The sequence below is a fragment of the Streptosporangium sp. NPDC050148 genome (assembly GCF_055586505.1).
In genome coordinates this window covers 1-18,337 of the sequence record NZ_JBVJIA010000008.1, presented here as the reverse complement: position 1 = coordinate 18,337, position 18,337 = coordinate 1, and the positions used below count along the sequence as shown (strand labels likewise).

12 protein-coding genes and 1 rRNA gene are annotated in these 18,337 nt (G+C 71.4%); 5 read left to right on the top strand and 8 right to left on the bottom strand.

The features are described from left to right. Positions 1-18: 18 nt before the first annotated feature. The 3 genes from ACZ6RT_RS10860 to ACZ6RT_RS10850 all read right to left on the bottom strand — a co-directional run bounded on the left by ACZ6RT_RS10860 (position 19) and on the right by ACZ6RT_RS10850 (position 3,864). Positions 19-975: a lipopolysaccharide kinase InaA family protein gene (locus ACZ6RT_RS10860; RefSeq protein ID WP_470153090.1), complete on the bottom strand. Its 957-nt coding sequence runs from the start codon at positions 973-975 to the stop codon at positions 19-21. Further along, positions 972-1,706 (bottom strand): NUDIX hydrolase, encoded by a 735-nt coding sequence (locus tag ACZ6RT_RS10855; protein ID WP_344899764.1) that lies wholly within the window; start codon positions 1,704-1,706, stop codon positions 972-974. The genes ACZ6RT_RS10860 and ACZ6RT_RS10855 overlap by 4 nt, the downstream gene beginning before the upstream one ends. Positions 1,707-2,013: 307 nt before the next feature. After that, positions 2,014-3,864 (bottom strand): acyl-CoA dehydrogenase, encoded by a 1,851-nt coding sequence (locus tag ACZ6RT_RS10850; protein ID WP_470153088.1) that lies wholly within the window; start codon positions 3,862-3,864, stop codon positions 2,014-2,016. Positions 3,865-4,053: 189 nt separating this feature from the next. Between ACZ6RT_RS10850 and ACZ6RT_RS10845 the strand changes: the two genes are divergently transcribed. Beyond that, positions 4,054-4,881, top strand: coding sequence for a class I SAM-dependent methyltransferase (locus ACZ6RT_RS10845; RefSeq protein WP_470153086.1), 828 nt, complete (start codon positions 4,054-4,056; stop codon positions 4,879-4,881). A 70-nt stretch (positions 4,882-4,951) separates the two neighbouring features. Next, complete coding sequence (locus ACZ6RT_RS10840; RefSeq protein ID WP_470153085.1) at positions 4,952-5,308, top strand: VOC family protein; 357 nt, start codon at positions 4,952-4,954, stop codon at positions 5,306-5,308. A gap of 138 nt (positions 5,309-5,446) precedes the next feature. Here ACZ6RT_RS10840 and ACZ6RT_RS10835 read toward each other — a convergent pair whose 3' ends face one another. After that, positions 5,447-5,911 (bottom strand): hypothetical protein, encoded by a 465-nt coding sequence (locus ACZ6RT_RS10835; protein ID WP_470153084.1) that lies wholly within the window; start codon positions 5,909-5,911, stop codon positions 5,447-5,449. A gap of 244 nt (positions 5,912-6,155) precedes the next feature. Between ACZ6RT_RS10835 and ACZ6RT_RS10830 the strand changes: the two genes are divergently transcribed. After that, positions 6,156-6,605, top strand: coding sequence for a GNAT family N-acetyltransferase (locus ACZ6RT_RS10830; protein ID WP_470153082.1), 450 nt, complete (start codon positions 6,156-6,158; stop codon positions 6,603-6,605). Between the two features lie 132 nt (positions 6,606-6,737). Here ACZ6RT_RS10830 and ACZ6RT_RS10825 read toward each other — a convergent pair whose 3' ends face one another. After that, complete coding sequence (locus tag ACZ6RT_RS10825) at positions 6,738-8,783, bottom strand: molybdopterin-containing oxidoreductase family protein (RefSeq protein ID WP_470153081.1); 2,046 nt, start codon at positions 8,781-8,783, stop codon at positions 6,738-6,740. A gap of 37 nt (positions 8,784-8,820) precedes the next feature. Continuing rightward, positions 8,821-10,566, bottom strand: coding sequence for a M20/M25/M40 family metallo-hydrolase (locus tag ACZ6RT_RS10820; RefSeq protein ID WP_470153079.1), 1,746 nt, complete (start codon positions 10,564-10,566; stop codon positions 8,821-8,823). Between the two features lie 1,073 nt (positions 10,567-11,639). Here ACZ6RT_RS10820 and ACZ6RT_RS10815 point away from each other — a divergent pair. After that, positions 11,640-14,066 (top strand): lysylphosphatidylglycerol synthase transmembrane domain-containing protein, encoded by a 2,427-nt coding sequence (locus ACZ6RT_RS10815; protein ID WP_470153077.1) that lies wholly within the window; start codon positions 11,640-11,642, stop codon positions 14,064-14,066. A gap of 143 nt (positions 14,067-14,209) precedes the next feature. Here the strand turns inward: ACZ6RT_RS10815 and mgrA are convergent, their stop codons facing one another. After that, the gene (mgrA, locus tag ACZ6RT_RS10810; protein WP_470153076.1) at positions 14,210-15,238 is read right to left on the bottom strand and encodes an L-glyceraldehyde 3-phosphate reductase; all 1,029 of its coding nucleotides are present in this window, start codon (positions 15,236-15,238) and stop codon (positions 14,210-14,212) included. Beyond that, positions 15,235-17,295, bottom strand: a complete 2,061-nt coding sequence (locus ACZ6RT_RS10805; RefSeq protein ID WP_470153074.1) for a S9 family peptidase — start codon at positions 17,293-17,295, stop codon at positions 15,235-15,237. Before ACZ6RT_RS10805 ends, mgrA begins: the two co-directional genes overlap by 4 nt. A 963-nt stretch (positions 17,296-18,258) precedes the next feature. On the opposite strand from ACZ6RT_RS10805, the gene ACZ6RT_RS10800 reads away from it, so the two are divergent. Then, positions 18,259-18,337: ribosomal RNA gene (locus ACZ6RT_RS10800) — 16S ribosomal RNA — on the top strand; the annotation flags it as partial.

The following is an 18,337-nucleotide window of genomic DNA, read 5'->3' as shown; positions in this document are numbered from 1 at the left end:
CCGGGTCGGACGGGACGGTCACAGGCGCAGTGGCCGGTACGTCCGCGGTCCGTACAGGTCGTCGAGCAGGTCGTCCAGCTCGGCCAGGAGCCGCCAGGCGTCGTCCGGAGGGGCGAGCAGGCTTCCCCGGACGAAGCGCCGGATCGGGACGGGGGCGCGGTCGCCCATGAGGGCGGCCACGCACCGGGTGGCGAGCTGGATGTCGAGCGCCGGGGTCGCGGGCCTTCTGGCCATGACCTCGGGCGGGTAGTCGTCGCGGTGCCGGGCCACCAGGGCGGTGACCGGCGTGCCGGTCGGGACCGACTGGCTCCAGTCGACGAGCACCAGGCCGTGGTCGACGGGGTGGACGAGCACGTGGTGCCCGAACACCGCGCCGTGCACCACCCCCGCCCGGTGGGCCGCGCCGACGGCGACCAGCAGCCGCCGCCAGATCCAGGCCACGTCCCGCGCGTCGAGCACCGGTCGCCGCCGGGCGATCTCGTCCAGGCTCACGAAACCGTCCGGCACCCGGCTGATCACGTTGGCCTGCCGTTCGACCCCGCCCGAGCGGTGCCGGAACGATTCCACCAGCCGGGGCACGTACGGCAGGAGCAGCGGGTCGCCGTCCCGGCCGATCGTCTCCAGGGCGTCGGCCTCGCGGCGCATGAGGTCGTTGTCGGCGTGACTGCGCGGGATCTTGAGCAGTGTGTCGGGCCCGCTCCGGTAGAGCACGGCCGTGGCGCCGTGCCACAGGACGCCGCCGAGACGGTAGGACCCCCGCCTGGTCGTGATCACCGTTTCGGGCGCCCCGCCCCGGGCCGCCCAGAGCTCCGCCAGCCGGGTGAACGCCTCGGCGGCCTCGGCCCCGGGGGCCAGGTCGGGGTGGAGCAGCCGGGCCAGGGTGCGGTAGACCCGGTGCGGGGACGGCCCGTCGAACAGGTCGCCGGGCGTGCGGGCGGCGGTCACCAGCGCGATCGCCTCGGCCGTGGTGGTCATCTGATCGTCTCCTCCCTGGCGGGCCGCAGCAGCGCGGGGTGCAGGAGCCGGGCGTCCCCGGCCCGGTAGAGCTTGGCCCGCGGGCCGCCCCTGGCGCCGCCGCTCTCGGTGGTCTCGCCGGTGCTCTCCACGAAGCCGGGCACCGACAGGATCTTGCGGTGGAAGTTGCCCGCGTGCAGCGGCACGCCCCAGACCGTCTCGTAGACGCCGCGCAGCTCGGAGATGGTGAACGTGTCACCGGCGAAGGCGGTGGCCAGCGGGGTGTACTCCAGCTTCCCGCGGGCCCGTTCCAGGCCGTGGTCCAGGATCCGGCCGTGGTCGAAGGCGAGCTCGGGCACCTTGTCGACGGGGTGCCAGGCGGCGTCGGAGGCGTCCGTACCGGCCCGGGGGTCGGGCAGGTCCGGAGCGAAGGCGAGGTAGGAGATCGACACGACCCTCATCCGTGGGTCCCGGCCGGGCGCGCCGTAGCTGGCGAGCTGCTCGATGTGCACCCGGTCGGACAGTCCGGTCTCCTCGGCCAGCTCCCGCGCCGCGGCCTGGGGCAGGTCCTCGTCCGGCCGGATGAAGCCCCCGGGCAGCGACCACCGTCCCGCGTGGGGCTGCTCGCCCCGCCGGACCAGCAGGACGCGCAGCCCGCCCCCGCGGATGGTGAGCGCCACCACGTCGACCGTCACGGCCACCGCGGGGTAGTCCCGCGGGTCGTAGCCGGCCAGGAACTCGGATTCGTTCATCGCACGTCCTTCTCAAGTTGAGACAATCTCAGTATGAGAATAACCGAGGGCGATGTCAACGCCCGAGCCCTGTCGGGTTTCCGGGAGAACGCTCCGGGGGCCGTACGGGTGAGAAGAAGAACGAGGGGCCGGTCCCGTCGGAACGGGACCGGCCCCTCGTCACGCACACCACGGCCGCGGGGACCGGCCTGTGCCGACCTGTGCCGTCAGGGACGGTCCGAGGGTCGGCCGGTCGGTGCGGTCGGTGCGGTCGGTGCGGTCGGCGTCTGCCGTCGGCGGCCGGTGTCGTGGCCGGTGACGGCCGGGGTCAGAAGGCCTCTTCGGGCAGCTCCATCAGGCTCTGGTCGGTGGCCTCCAGCGTGCGGCGCTCGGCCGCGATGCGGGGCAGGACGCTCTGGGCGAAGAAGGAGGCCGCGGCGACCTTGCCCGTGTAGAAGGCGACGTCACCCCGTCCACCGGCCGAACCCGGCGCCTCGGCGGAGGACCCCAGGGCGGTCAGCGCCACCTCGGCCTGGCGCAGCAGCAGCCAGGCGATCACCACGTCGCCCAGGGCGAGCAGGAACCGGGTGGTGTTGAGCCCGACCTTGTAGACCTCGGTGGGCACCTCCAGTGAGCCCAGCGCCCAGCCGGCCATGGTGTCGGCCATCGCCTTGACCTCGTTCGCGGCCTCGGCCAGCAGTGCGCGCTCGGCCTTGAGGCGCCCGTTGCCCGCCTCGGAGGCGGCGAAGGCCGTGATGTCCGCGTGCAGCGAGCCGAGGGCGGCCCCCTGGTTGCGCAGGACCTTGCGGAAGAACAGGTCCAGGCCCTGGATCGCGGTGGTGCCCTCGTACAGGGAGTCGATCTTGGCGTCCCTGATGTACTGCTCGATCGGGTAGTCCTGCAGGTAGCCCGAGCCGCCCAGGGTCTGCAGCGACCGCGACAGCATCTCGTACGAGCGCTCCGAGCCCACGCCCTTGACCAGCGGGAGCAGCAGGTCGTTCATGGCCTCGGCGTGCGGGTCCCTGCGGCCCTCGTGCTCGGCGATCAGCACGTCGTCCTGGTAGGTGGCGGTGAGCATGACCAGGGCCCGCATGCCCTCGGCGTAGGACTTCTGGAGCATCAGCTCCCGGCGTACGTCCGGGTGGTGGGTGATCGTCACCCGCGGCGCGGCCTTGTCGGCCATCTGGGTGAGGTCGGCGCCCTGCACCCGCTCCTTGGCGTAGGCCAGCGCGTTGAGGTAGCCGGTGGAGAGGGTGGCGATCGCCTTGGAGCCGACCATCATCCGGGCGTGCTCGATGATCATGAACATCTGCTTGATGCCCTCGTGCACCTCGCCGACCAGCGTGCCCACAGCCGGGTGCTCGCCGCCGAAGGTGAGCTCGCAGGTCGTGGAGACCTTCAGGCCCATCTTCTTCTCGACGTTGGTGACGTAGACGCCGTTGCGCTCGCCGAGCTCGCCGGTCTCCAGGTCCACGTGGTACTTCGAGACCAGGAACATCGACAGCCCCTTGGTGCCGACGCCGTGCCCCTCGGGGCGGGCCAGCACCAGGTGGAAGATGTTGTCGGAAAGGTCGTGCTCGGCGCTGGTGATGAAGCGCTTGACGCCCTCGATGTGCCAGGTGCCGTCGTCCTGCCGCACGGCCTTGGCGCGCCCGGCGCCCACGTCGGAGCCGGCGTCAGGCTCGGTGAGCACCATGGTGGCGCCCCACTGGTTCTCGATGGCCAGCTCGGCGTAGCGCCTCTGCTCCTCGGTGCCGATGGTGTGCAGCACGTGGGCGAAGGCGGGGCCGCTGGAGTACATCCACACGGCGGGGTTGGCGCCGAGGACCAGCTCGGCCAGGGCCCAGTTCACGCTGCTGGGCAGTCCGGGGCCGCCCAGCTCGGCGGGGAGCCCGAGGTTGGTCCAACCGGCGTCGCGGTAGGCGGCGAAGGACTTCTTGAAGCCCTCCGGCATCGTCACCGTCGCGGTCTTGGGGTCGAACACCGGGGGCGTGCGGTCACCCTCCTCGAAGGAGTCGGCGAGCACCCCGGTGGCGAGGCGGTCGACCTCCTTCAGGATGCTCCGCACCACGTCCTCGTCCAGGTCGGCGAAAAGGCCGGTGCCCAGAACGTCCCGGCGCCCGAAGACCTCGAAGAGGTTGAACTCCAGGTCACGGACATTGCTCTTGTAGTGGCCCATGGGGTCTTCTCCTTGAAACCGGGGGAACCGGAACTCACGTACTCACCGGTAACGTTACCGGTAATGCTACCCGCGAGTAACCCCTAGAAAACAGTCCAAGGTAGGACGTGCATCACGTCATTTCCCGAGAACGTCAGCTGCGGCCCGGGCGGGGCCGCGAGCCCCGCCGCGTTCTCGTAGGCTCCCCGCATGGACGAGCGGTGGCGGGCCGACCTGGAGCGGTGGAGCATCCCCGAGGAGATCGCGGCCAGGGCGCCGGCCGACCCCTGGGGGCACTCGGCGGCCCGGTTCGCCGGGCGCACCGACCGTGCCCTCGCGGCTCCCGGGGGGCCGACCCTGGCCAGGGCGGGCGAGGCGCTGCCGCCGGGCGGGAGCGTGCTGGACGTGGGCGCCGGGACCGGCGCGGCCTCACTGCCGCTCGCCCCCGCGCTGGGAGAGCTGATCGCGGTCGACGTCTCCGGCGAGATGCTCGCCGACCTGGCCTCCCGGGCCGCCGCGCTGGGCGTCCCGGCGCGGACCGTACGGGGCCGCTGGCCCGACGTCGCGGACCGGACCCCGGTGGCGGACGTCGCCGTCGCCGCCCACGTCGTCTACAACGTGCCGGACCTGGCCGCCTTCCTGGCGGCGCTCACCGGTCACGCCCGCCGCCGGGTGGTGCTGGAGCTCACCGAACGGCACCCGATGAGCTGGCTCAACCCCCTGTGGCGGCGTTTCCACGGCATCACCCGCCCGCTGCGGCCCACCGCCCACGACGTGATCGCCGTCGCCGAAGGGCTGGGCCACCGGGTCCGCCACGAGTCGCGCCCGGCCCCGCTGCCCCGCTTCGACCGGCTGGAGGATCTCGCCGAGAGCGCCTGCCGGAGGCTGTGTCTCGGCCGCGAGCGCGCCGACGAGGTCATCGCCGCGGTCGTCGAGCTGGACATGTGGCCGGTTCCCCGCGACCGGTGGTTCACCCTCTGGTGGGAGCCTGCGTCCGGGCCGGATCGGGAGCCTGTGTCCGGGCCGGACCCCCGGTAGAGCAGGCGAAAACCTGCTTGACGGCTTTGGTGGTGACGGCTTGGGTGGGCCCATGATTGAGGTTCACTATGTGACATTCGACTGCGCCCGGCCCTACGAGGTGGCGACCTTCTGGCGCGACGCCCTCGGCCTGCGGTTCCACCCCGAGACGGACAAGGACGAGGACGACGAGTTCCTCCTCCAGGGCGACACGCTGAATCTTCTGTTCATGACGGTTCCCGAGGGCAAGACGGTCAAGAACCGCCTTCACCTGGACGTCACGGCCTCGCCGGACAGCACCCGGGAGAAGGAGGTCGAGCGCCTGCTCGGACTCGGCGCCACGATCTTCGACGACCTGCGCAAGCCCGACGGCAGCGGCTGGGTGACGATGCTCGACCCCGAGGGCAACGAGTTCTGCGTCTGCCGCGCCGAACACGAGAGGAGATAGCGCCGGGCACCACGGCGACCGGCGGACCACAAAGGACCCGTACCGGGCACCGAGCGGGGTCCACGACCGGTCGCGCCGCGGGACCCCGCGGGCCCCGAGGGGCCGCGCGGGTCACCGTCGAGGCCGCGGCCGTACGGTTCAGCGACCGTCCGGCAGCGACCGCCGGCCACGTCCCTTGAGGGCGACGGCCAGGATCGCCGTGATCAGGTAGACCGCCAGGCCGCCCTGGAGGGCGTCCAGCGCCGCGCCGAACACGCCCTCGCCGTCGAGGATGAGCTGCACCGGGTACAGGAGCGTCGCGGCGCCGAGCGCGGGGTAGAGCGAGAATCTCCAGGGGTGGCGCAGCGCCCACAGGCGGGCCTGCCGGGTCACCCGGTCCCCGACCGCGGGCTTGCTGATCGCGCCGATGGCCGCGATGAGCGAGAACAGGCCGATGCCGACCGCCAGGGACCAGGCCAGGCTGTCCCCTCCGCCCAGTACGCTCACCCCGAAGCTGGTGACCGCCAGCGCGCCACCGGCCACCGCGGCGGTCTTCCAGGGAGCGCCGCGCAGCGCCGCTCCGGCGAGGGACATCTCGTCACGTCGAGTCAGTTCGTCGTTCATGCCATCAGAGTGCCTGTCGTGTCCCTGTGTTCACATCGGGGAGCGACCCTGGTTGTTCCCGGGGTCACCGGGTCGGGGACGCCGCCCGTACCGATGACGCGACCGGGACCTCCGCGAAGGGCGATGACGCGACCGGGGCGTCCGCGCGGGAGGCGATGACGCGACCGGGATGCCCGCGCGGGAGCCGGGGACGTGGTCCGGGCGCCGTACGGGAGGCTCCGCGGCTCCGGATAGATTGATCGTCATGCCGGTGGAATTCCGTATCGCCCGTGCCGAGGACGTCCCGATCATCGTGGCCATGCTCGCCGACGACGTCGTCGCGGCCGGCCGTCAGGGCGCCTTCGGCGACGAGCACCGCGCCGCCTTCGAGCTGATCGACGCCGACCCCGGCAACGAGCTGATCGTCGCCGAGCTGGACGGCGAGGTCGTGGGCACCATGCAGCTCACCTACATCCCCGGCATCTCCCGTCGCGGCGCGCTCCGGATGCAGATCGAGGCGGTCAGGATCGCCTCCGGCCTGCGGGGACGGGGACTGGGCCGCACGATGATGGAATGGGCCCTCGACCGCGCTCGCGCCCGTGGCTGCGCCCTGGTCCAGCTCACCACCGACAAGAGCCGCACCGACGCCCATCGGTTCTACGACTCCCTCGGCTTCGTGGCCTCCCACGAGGGGTACAAGCTCTCCCTGAGCTGACCTCGGGGACGCCCCGGCCCGTCCCCTGACGACCGTGCCCCCCACGCTCGCGGCCGCGCCTTGAAGGACGTGCCCCCCTGCTCGCGGCCGTGCCTTGACGGTCGTGCCCCCCACGCCCGAGGCCTGCGGAGATCACGCACACCCCTGCCGGGACGCGGTGCCGTCACCCCGCGTCGCAGGGCCGATCTCGACGAGGTTGTCGTGGTAGACGGCGCCGCGTCCCATGTCGGCGTCGCGCGCGCCCACCACGGCGTTCGCCGTGGCACCCCCCGGGCTCAGCTTGCGCCAGTGCCCCTTGGTGGACGCGACCACGCCGGGCCGTACCCTCTCGCTGATCTCGACGACCGCCTCGAACGCGCCCTCGTCGTTGAAGACCCGGGCCCGCTGCCCGTCGCTCAGCCCCCGCCGCGAGGCGTCCTCGGGGTTGACCAGGACCCGCGGGCCCTTCGAGCGCCGCAGCAGCTCGGGGTTGTTGCCGAACGTGGAGTTGAGGAAGGTGTGCGAGGCGGGCGTGACGAGCGCCAGCGGATACGGCCCGGGCGCGGCCGAGGCCGTCCGCGGGGGGACGTAGGCCGGTCCAGGGGCGAACCGCATCCGGCCCGAGGGCGTCGGGAAACCGTCGGCGAACGGCATGAAGGGCCGGGGCACGTTCAGCCGGACCCAGCCCTCCTTGCGCAGCCGGTCGACCGTGATCCCGTCCAGCGACGGGTGGCCCGAGGAGAGCAGCTGCTCGGCCAGCTCCAGGTCGGAGTCGTACAGGGACGGCTCGGTGAGCCCCATGTGCCGCGCCAGGCGGCGGAACGTCTCGGTGGTGGACAGGCACTCGCCGGGCGGCGCGACCGCGGGCTCGTTCCACGCCAGGTACATGTGGCCGTAGCCCGCGTGCAGGTCGGCGTGCTCGATCTGCATGGTGGCCGGGAGCACGATGTCGGCGTGGTCGACGGTGTCGGTCGGGAACTGCTCCATCACCACCGTGAACAGGTCCTCGCGCAGCAGCCTCTCGCGGATCCGGTTCTGGTCGGAGGAGGAGGACATCGGGTTGGCCGCGTACACCCACAGGCACTTCACCGACTCGTCCAGCTCGTCGGCCAGCCGGGTCATGGTGAGCGTGCGGACCGGCCGGGCCAGCAGGTCCTCGCGGGTGTCGATGTTCAGGTGCAGGTGCCCGCTGGTGGAGTACGCGATCCCGCCGCCCGGACGGCGCCAGTCGCCGGTCACGCCGGGGATGGAGGCGATCGTGCGCACGGCCGTGCCGCCGCCCGCGTGCCGCTGTATCCCCATGGTGGCCCGGATGCCGGTGGGCCGGGTGTGGGCCAGCCGCCGGCCCAGGGCCAGGATGTCGGCCTCGTCCAGCCCGGTGATCTCCGCCACCCGCGCCGGGGGGTGGCGGAGGATCTCCGCGCGGAAGTCCTCCCAGCCGCTGGTGTGGTTCTCCAGGAAGTCGCGGTCCTCGGCGCCCTCGGCCAGGACCACGTTCAGCAGTCCCAGGGCGAGGGCGGCGTCGGTGCCGGGCCGGATCGGCAGGTGCTCGTCGGCCTGCTCCGCGGTACGGGTGCGGATCGGGTCGATCGCCACCACGTACGCCCCGGCCGCGCGGCCGTCCTGGATGAACTTCCACAGGTGGTGCCCGCTGGTCAGCGTGTTCGTGCCCCACAGCAGGATCAGCCGGGAGTCGGCGAACGTCTCCGGGTCCATGCCGCCGGGCGTGCCGTAGACCTGCTCCAGCCCGGTGTTGCCGGCCGAGGAGCAGATGTTCAGGTAGTGCCTGGAGGCCCCCAGCACGTTCCACAGGCGCCGGCCCGCGATCCCCTCCGTCCCCTGGAGGTAGCCCAGCGTGCCGGTGCCCGCGTAGGGCCAGATGGCCTCGCCGCCGTGGCGCTCGATGATGTCGCGCAGCCGTACGGAGATCTCCTCCAGGGCCTCGTCCCAGCCGATCCGCTCGAACCTGCCGGAGCCCTTGGGGCCGGTCCGCCGCATCGGGTACAGGATGCGGTCGGACGCCGCGGCGTGCTCCAGGTAGCGGTTCACCTTCACGCAGAGCGCGCCGCGGGTGTAGGGGTGCTCGGCGTTGCCGCGCAACGTGACGGCCCGGCCGTCCCGGACGGTCACCACCCAGGAACAGGTGTCGGGGCAGTCCAGCGGGCACGCCCCCAGCACTCGCAATTCGCCTGACGACATGTCCCGACTGTAACGCCGCCGCCCGGAACGGCACACGTCACCCCAGAACGCCGGCGTGACCGTGGGCGTGGGCGTCATGGGCGTGGTCGTGGCCGCCCCTCAGCCCGCCACCGCCCGTCCTCGGCGAGCCCTGCTGCCGGCCGCCCCACCACCACTCGCCGATCCTGTCGCCACCGGCTCTGCCGGCACCGACCCTCGGCCCGTCCGTCCCGGGCGCGCCGGTCCTCGGCCCGCTCGTCCTCGGCCCGCCGGTCCCGAAGGAGCCGGCGGTGTCCCCGCCGGGCAGGTCGCGGGCGTAGGCGTAGCTGAACGCCGCGGCCGCGATCGCCCCGGTGTTCACCACCAGCGCCAGGTCGCCGATGTTGGCGATGGTGTCGCACGCCTGGTGGTAGCACTTGTCGTAGGCCGTGCCCGCGACGCCGCCGAACTTCACCGCCTCCTCGGGAGACTTGATGCCCTCGGCCCCGGTGAAGAGCCCGCCCGACGGGATGCCGACCGCGATGAACGGCCCGTAGTCGGACCGGCCGGTGAACTCGGAGTCCTGGTAGGGCTGCCCGACCGCCTTGAAGTACGCCTCGAAGAGCTGCTCGATCTGGGCCGACCCCGCGGGCGGCCTCGACTCGCTGTCCGGATCCGAGGAGTCCCCGTCGTAGATCCCGAAGACGTGGTTCGGTGAGGCGATCATGTCGAAGTTCAGGTAGAGCCTGATCTTCGGCCTCTCCGCGGGCGGGAGGGCGGCCACGTAGTGCTTCGACCCCAGCAGCCCCAGCTCCTCGGCCCCCCAGAAGGCGAAGCGCAGCCGGTTCCGCGTCCGCAGCGGGGCCGCCGCCAGCGCCGTCTCCAGCACGGCCGCGCTGCCGGAGCCGTTGTCGTTGATGCCCGGGCCCGCCGCGACGCTGTCCAGGTGCGCGCCGAGCATGACCACCCTGTCCGGGTCACCGTGACGGGACTCGGCGATGACGTTGTGGGTCCTGCGGTCGGGGGCGCTCTCGGCGTCCACCGAGAGCGACACGGTCGTGCCGCGCGCCGCCAGCGCCGCGCCCGTGGCGAAGTCGGCACCGAGCGCCGGGATGGTCACCGACGAGGCGTTGAGCGAGCCGTTGATCAGCGGCCTGCGGTCGGCGGTGCCCTCGCCGATCTGGCCCTCGTTGAAGATGATCACCGCGGAGGCGCCGGCCGCCTGGGCCAGCTCCGCCTTGACCTGGAAGCTGCAGGTGCCGCGCTGCATCAGCGCGATGTGACCCCGGACGAACCCGGCGAAGTCACTCGCCTCACACCCGGAGGTCGAGCTCGGTGTCCTGCTCGGCGGCAGGGTCAGGTCGACTCCCCGCACCGGCGCGGTCACCTTCCCCGAACCGGAGTACGTCATGGTCCTGAACTGGACACCGGGCTCGTACGTCGCGGTGGTGGGCGAGACCCGGCGCAGCACGGGCGTCGTCCGCTCCTGGAAGAAGGAGATCTTGAACTCCTGCGTGGTCACCCGGTAACCGGCGGCGCGCAACCTGTCCGCGACGTAGTCGGCCGAGGCGTCGTACCCGGGCGTGGCCGCGGCCCGGACACCACCGGCGGCGTCGGCGATGCTCTGGAACCTCTCCAGGTGCCGCCGGACGGACGCGATCTTGATCGATTTCCCGAACGTCTCCGCGCCCGGCGGCAGGGGCGTCGCGGCGGGTGCCGGGACGGCGGGCGCCGCGGCGGCGGGTACGGCGGAGACGGTGGACAGGGCCATGACCGCGGCCGCGAGGATCGCGACCGGCATCCCCCCGGGGGCACGTGCGCTCATGCGGGACTCCTCTGCGTGGAACGAGCGGCCGCCCTTCTCCCGGCCCGGCGGGGCGGAGTCACGACGGGAGCCTCGCTCCACGGACGAGGGGGGACACGGCCGCGAAGGGGAGTTCCCGTTCCTTGGACACGCCCGCACGGGCCGTCGGCGGGCGACGGAACAGACCGTCAGCCTTTCAGGCCGTCACCCGTTAAATCCAGCGTTTCCGCAGCTAGGAGGGTCAATTCTCCATCTGTGACAGGTACGCTGTGTTCGTCTGATCTTCCTGCCCCGAGCCCCGAGCCCCGAGCCCCGAGCCCCGAGCCCCGAGCGCTGGGCCCCGAGCCCCGAGCCCCGAGCGCTGGGCCCCGAGCCCCGAGCCCCGAGCGCTGGGCCCCGAGCCCCGAGCCGCGAGCCCTGGGCCGCCGGCCCGGGACCAGAGCCCGGGGCCGGGAACGTGGAGCTGACGGTCCGGGGCTCAGGATCCGGGGCTCGGGCTTTCGTGAACCGGACGGCCGGCCCTGCCACTGGACGGGCGGGGGACAACCGTAGACAGATCTCCGGCACGCCGACGGCGTTCCCTGGCCTTCCCTGATGTTCTGGCGGCCTTCCCGGGGGTTCCCTGGTGCCCCGCTGGCCTCGCGCGGGGATTCCCTGGTGTTCCGGTGGCGTTCCGGCGCTTCCCGGACGCCGCGGCCGCACCGGGTGCCGCCCGCGCACCCGGCCCGGTCGGCCACCGCTTCGCCGGCACGACGCCACCGTTTCGTCGTTCATCGCGCCGTCGTCCACTGTTCCCTCGTTCGCCGTGACCGGCGTCTCAGCGGCGCGCGACCCTTGCTCCACGGTCCCCGGGGCCGCCTTCCCGTCGTCCGCCCGGCCGGCCCAGCCCGGCCCTGCCCGGTCGCCGGCCGGGACGACGACCGGCGTCGCGGCACGACGCGTTTCCCGATCCGGGGGCCCAGGATGGAGGCGGAGGCGTTCACGGCCGTCGCGGGCCCTCGGAGGCCACTGCGACGCGCAAGGCCACGATTGTGGACACTGAAGGAGTAGATCGGTGACGCACCTGTGATGCGGACCATGCAGAATCGCTGGCGGTGACGGAAATCAAGGAGCTGGACGAGACGACGTCCACCGGCGGGACACCGCCGGTGCCGGACGGCGATACCGTCGTGCGCGTGGTCGAGCCGCTGCTCCCACAGCGGATCCGGCGGCCCTCGGACCTGCTGCGCTTCCTGGCGACCCTGCTCGCGCTCGTCGCGGTGATCCTGCTCGCCCTGGTCGCCAAGAAGACCCTGAACGGGCTGGAGGGTGACGTCGCCGACGGCACCAACCGGGCGCCCTTCCTGCTCAGCGGCCTGGCCGGGGTGCTGAGCGCCTCGGCGATGCTGGGCGTTCCCGTGGCCTTCGCCATCGAACGGGTGTTCCACCGTGACGGGCTCCGGGTGGCCGAGGGCCTCTTCGCCGCCATCGCCGCCATGGTGCTCTCGTACGTGCTCGGCGAGTGGATCGTCAACGCCGGCCCCGAGGACCTGCGGCTGCTGCTGACCGGCAACCGGGAGGGCGTGGAGCCGGTCGACACGCTGCTGACCCCGATCATCGCCTACGTCACCGCGGTGCGCATCTCCCGCCGCCCCACCTGGCGCGCGGCCCTGTGGAGCGCGGTCGCGCTCAACGCCGTCGCCCTGTTCGCCGGGCTCGCCGCGACCATCCTGGGCATCGTCGTCTCCATTCTGGTCGGCCTGGCCGTCGGCTACGCCACCCTGTACGGCGTGGGCAGCCCCAACACCCGCCCCCCGGGCAGCGCGGTCGTCTCCGCGCTCCGCAAGCTGGGCTTCTCCCCGGTCAGGGCCCACCGGCTCGACGACGACCACCAGAGCAGCCGCCGCTACGCCGTCGAGCTGAAGAACGGCAGCCGCCTCGACGTCACCGTCCTGGACCGGGACCGCCAGGTCGCCGGGGTCCTCTACCGCCTCTGGCGGCGCATCCGCCTCAACTCCGAGACCCGCCGCAAGGCCATCCGCTCGCTCCGCGCCGAGCTGGAGCGCGAGGCCCTCATGGCGTACGCGGCGCAGGCCGCCGGGGCGAGCACCCCCCGGCTGCTGGGCACCAGCGAGATCGGCAGCGAGGCCGCGCTGCTCGCCTACGAGCACACCCCTACCCGCGCGCTCGACGACATCCCCGACGACGAGATCGACGACAACCTGCTGGCCCAGATCTGGGAGCAGGTCCTGCTGCTCCAGGTCCAGCGGCTCGCCCACCGCCGACTGACCGGCGACAGCATCCACGTCGACGCCGAGGGCCGGGTCGTCCTGATGGACGCCCGCAGCGGTGAGATCGCCGCGGGTGACCTGCTGCTCCGTCTCGACATCGCCCAGCTGCTCACCTACCTCAGCCTCCGCGTCGGAGCCCGCAGGGCCGTCGAGGCCGCAGCGGCCGGGGCCGGTCCCGGCGTGCTCGCCGACGCCCTCCCGCTGCTTCAGCGGATCGCGCTGACCCGCGAGACCAGGACCGCGCTCAACAAGAACAGGGGGCTGCTCACCGAGATCCGCGAGCAGATCGTGGAACTCAGGCCGAGAGCCGAGGCCGACGAGGTCCGCCTGGAGCGCTTCCGCCCCCGGACGCTGATCACCATCATCGCCACCGCGTTCGCCGCGTACTTCCTGGTCTACTACCTGACGCAGATCAACCTCAACATGATCACGTCGGCCAAGTGGAGCTGGACCGGGGTGGCGCTGGTCGCCGCGATGCTGAGCTACGTCGCCGCCGCCCTGATGCTCAAGGGCTTCGTCCCGGAGAAGCTGCCCCTCGGCCGTACCGTGCTGGTCCAGTTCGCCGGGTCGTTCGTCAAGCTCGTCGCGCCCGCCGCGGTGAGCGGTGTCGCGATCAACAGCCGCTACCTGCAGAAACGCGGCATCCCGCTCGGGCAGGCGGTGGCCAGTGTGGGCGCCTCCCAGCTCATCGGGCTGGTCTTCCACATCATGCTGCTCCTGCTGTTCGCCTACATCACCGGTTCCAACACGGCCTCGTCGTTCACCCCGTCGCGCACGCTCGTGATCGCGTTGCTCGCGGTGGCCGTGCTGGTGGTGGCCGTGGTGAGCGTGCCGCGTCTGCGCCGCATGATCACCTCGCGGCTCCGCTCGCTGTTCTCCGGCGTCATCCCGCGGCTGCTGGACGTCCTGCAGTCACCCGCGAAGATCGCCGAGGGCTTCGGCGGCACCCTGCTGCTCACCGTGTTCTTCGTGATCTGCCTGGACGCCTCGGTACGCGCCTTCGGCGGCTCCCTCAACATCGCCGCCGTCGCCATCGTCTTCCTGGCCGGGAACGCCATCGGCTCGGCCGCCCCCACCCCGGGCGGTCTCGGCGCCGTCGAGTTCTCCCTCTCGGTCGGCCTGACCCTCTCCGGCCTGCCCGCCGAGGTCGCCACCCCGGCCGTGCTGCTGTTCCGGCTGCTGACCTTCTGGCTGCCGGTGCTGCCGGGCTGGGCCTCCTTCACCTACCTGCAACGGCACGGGGCCCTGTGACCCCGCCCCGCTGACCTCAGGCGACCCGCACGGATCCGACGGGCCGCACGGATCCCGGGCCCATGCGGACCCCGGATCCATGTGGACCGCGGACCCACCCGGCACCCCGGTGGCCCGTACGGACCGCCGGGGTGCCGGGTGGATCAGGCCTCGCTGGACCTGGCCCAGAGGTTGACGCCCGCCTCGACCGCGTCCTTGTCGATGGCCGCCAGCTCGTCGGCCTCGAACGAGAGGTTCTCCACCGCCGCCAGGCTGTCCTCCAGCTGGGAGACACTGCTCGCGCCGATCAGCACCGACGTGACGCGCCGGTCGCGCAGCGCCCACGCCAGCGCCATCTGCGCCAGCGACTGGCCGCGCCCGCTCGCGATCCCGTTCAGGGTGCGGACGTGCCGCATCGTCTCCTCGGTGAGCATCTCCGGGGTGAGGAAACGTCCCTGCGAGGCCCGCGACCCCTCGGGGACGCCGTTCAGGTAACGATCGGTCAGCATGCCCTGCGCCAGCGGGGAGAACGCGATGCAACCCACGCCCTCCTCCTCCAGCACGTCGAGCAGCCCGCCCTCGATCCAGCGGTTCAGCATCGAGTACGACGGCTGGTGGATCAGCAGCGGCGTGCCCATCTCCCGCAGCAGCCGCGCCGCCTCGGCGGTGTGCTCGGGCGAGTACGACGAGATGCCCGCGTACAGCGCCTTGCCGGACCGGACCGCGTGGTCCAGCGCGCCCATCGTCTCCTCCAGCGGCGTGTCCGGGTCGAACCGGTGGCTGTAGAAGATGTCGACGTACTCCAGCCCCATCCGCTGCAGCGACCGGTCCAGGCTGGAGAGCAGGTATTTGCGCGACCCCCACTCGCCGTACGGGCCGGGCCACATGTCGTAGCCCGCCTTGGTGGAGATGACCAGCTCGTCCCGGTACGGCGCGAAGTCCTCGCGCAGGTGCCGGCCGAAGTTGGTCTCGGCCGACCCGGGGGGCGGGCCGTAGTTGTTGGCCAAATCGAAGTGGGTCACCCCCAGGTCGAAGGCCCTGCGCAAGATGGCCCGCTGGGTCTCGAAGGGCTTGTCGTCGCCGAAGTTGTGCCAGAGCCCCAGGGAGACGGCCGGGAGCCTGAGCCCGCTCTTGCCGACCCTGTTGTACGGCTGCCGGTCGTCGTACCTGTCGTTCGCCGCGATGTACGTCATCGGTCCGCCTTGGCCGTGTCGAGGATCCAGGAGAGGGTGAACGCCTCTTCGCGCCAGGCGTCGTACCTGCCGCTCCGGCCGCCGTGCCCGGCGCCCATCTCCGTCTTGAGCAGGAAAGGCCCGCCGCGCGCGACATCGCGGAGCTTCGCGATCCACTTGGCGGGCTCGTGGTAGAACACCCGGGTGTCGTTGAGGCTGGTGATCGCCAGGATGGGCGGGTAGACCCGGTCGTCGACGTTCTCGTACGGCGTGTACGACCTCATGTACGCGTACACCTCGGGATCGTGCAGCGGGTCGCCCCACTCGTCCCACTCGATCACGGTCAGCGGCAGCGACGGGTCCAGGATCGTGTTCAGCGCGTCCACGAACGGCACCTCCGCCACCACACCGGCGAACGTCTCCGGCGCCAGGTTGGCGACCGCGCCCATCAGCAGCCCACCCGCCGACCCGCCCCTGGCGACCACGGGCCCGGACCAGCCCGCGGCCTTGAGGTGCTCGGCGGCGGCGACGAAGTCGGTGAAGGTGTTCTTCTTCTTGGTGAACTTGCCGTTCTCGTACCAGTGACGGCCCATCTCGCCGCCGCCCCTGACGTGCGCGACGGCGAAGACGAGGCCCCGGTCGAGCAGGCTGAGCCGGGCGATCGAGAACGAGGGGTCGATCGAGATCTCGTAGCTGCCGTAGCCGTAGAGCACGGTAGGGGCCGGGCGCTCGGTGCCCTTCCTGAGGACGATCGAGATGGGCACCTGGGTGCCGTCCGGAGCGGTCGCCCACTCGCGGAACTGCTCGTAGTCGTCGGGGTCGTACCCGCCGAGCACCGTCTTGCGCTTCAGCAGGACCAGCTCGCCCGCGCCGAGGTCGTAGTCGTAGACCGACGGCGGGGTGATCATGCTGGTGTAGCCGAGCCGCAGCCGCCCGGTGACGAACTCCGCGTTGCCCGACGGGGCCACGTCGTAGATCGGCTCGGGGAAGGGGATCTCGTACGGCTCCCCGGAGCGGGGCAGGATCCGGATGCCGGTCTGGCCGCTGCGGCGGAAGTGCACGACGGTGTGGCCCTCGAAGGCGTCCACGTCGAGCAGCCGGGTGTCGGTCCGGTGCGGGATCAGCGGCGTCCAGTCGCCGGGGGCGTCGAGCGGCGCGGTGGCCAGCTCGAAGTTCTCCGCCTCCCGGTTGTGCAGGACCAGGAAGTGGTCGCCCGCGTGATCGACGCCGTACTCCACGCCGGTCTCCCGGGGACGCACGACGCGGAACTCCCCGGCGGGGTCATCGGCCTCCAGCAGGCGCACCTCACTGGTGATCTTGCTTCCGGCGGAGAGGATCAGGTAGCGCTCGCTGCGGCTGAGCCCGATGCCGACCCAGAACCGCTCGTCGGTCTCCTCGTGGACGAGGACGTCGTCGGCGGCGGGGCTCCCGATCGCGTGCCGGTGGACCTGGTTGGGCCGCCACGCGTCGTCGACCGTCGTGTAGAAGAAGCTCGTGCCGTCGGCCGACCAGGCTCCGCCGTAGAAGATGCCGGGGATCTCGTCGGGCAGCGTCTCACCGGTGAGGAGGTTCTTCACCCTGAGGGTGAAGCGCTCGTCGCCGGTGAAGTTGGTGGAGTACGCCATCAGGGTGCCGTCGGGGCTGACCGAGCTGGTCCCGATCGAGAAGAAGTCGGAGTCGCCGGCGAGCTCGTTGCCGTCGAGCAGGATCTCCTCGCCCGGGAGGGGTTCGTCCGCCTTGAGCTCCGGAGGGGTCTCACCGTCCGCCGCCACCCGGCACTGGATGCCGTACTGCTTGCCCTCCTCGGTGCGGGAGTAGTACCACCAGCCGCCCTTGCGGGTGGGGACCGAGAGGTCCGTCTCCAGGGTGCGCCCCTTGATCTCCTGGAAGAGCGTCTCCTGAAGGGGCTTGAGGTGGGCGGTCGCCTCCTGCGTGTAGGCGTTCTCCGCCTCCAGGTAGGCCACCACATCCGGGTCGTCCTTGACCGTCAGCCACGCGTAGTCGTCGACCACGGTGTCTCCGTGGTGCACGCGCTCGCTGGGAACCTTTTTCGCCGTCGGCGGCATCTGGCTGCTCACCCGGCCGAGTCTATGTTTCCGCCGGTGCCTGTTCGGGTCCGTCCGTCCAGCCGGGTCCGTCCTGCCCGGTGGATCGATCGTGCGGTACGTCCGCCGACTCGGTGTGAGGACCCGGGGCAGGGAGGGGCGAGGGGCGGTGTCCCCGGGGTGCTCGGGATCCTCGGGATCCTCGGGGGTGCTCGGGATCCTCGTCTGAAGGGCCCAGGGCCGCCGTCCCCGTCAGGGGAATACGGTCGTGGGGTCGGCCGTTGCACCTGGAGCGGCCGGTGGAGGCTGGCGGGTGCGAACCCGGTCCGGTCCTCCGTTCGAGGAGGAATACGGTCGCGAGGCCGGTGGTTGTACCGGGAGCGGTTGGCGGAAGCTGCGGATGTGACCGAGCCGGGTCATCCGTCCGGGGAATACGGTCGCGAGGTTCGGCGTTACGTCTCGAGCGGTCCGTGAGGGCTGCTAATCTTTTGATGTCGGCGGGGTCCGGCGCAAACCACTCAAATCACTTCGGTGACCTCCGTATGGCTTGTGTCGTGTCCACCGTCCCTCCCTTTGAAACCCATGGTTCCAGAGCCGGTTCGCAGAGCCGCTCAGAGGCTGGTAAGTTCAAGGGGTGGCTCCGGAAACGGAGCGGCCGGAATTCCAGAAGCACCGTGAGATCGAATCGACCGACTTGAAACAGGCCGGTTTGACACGAAAAAGCGGGGCTGAAAGAATAAAGGCACAACGAAAAAGCAAAAAGAATACGAAATGGAACGCCCCTGGTGGTCGGCCGGTTGTTCGGTCGAGGATCGGGTGTACGCGTCCGTTTCTTGAGAACTCAACAGTGTGTTAAAAGCCAGTGCATGAAGCACAACCCTGTCCTAACCACCCTCGCGGGTGGGGGACGGATTCCTTTGGTTGAACATCCATCGCGTTCCCGGACCTGTTCGGGGATGGTGGTGGGCTTTCAGCCGGGTAGGACTGTTCAGACATTGTTTGGAGAGTTTGATCCTGGCTCAGGACGAACGCTGGCGGCGTGCTTAACACATGCAAGTCGAGCGGAAAGGCCCTT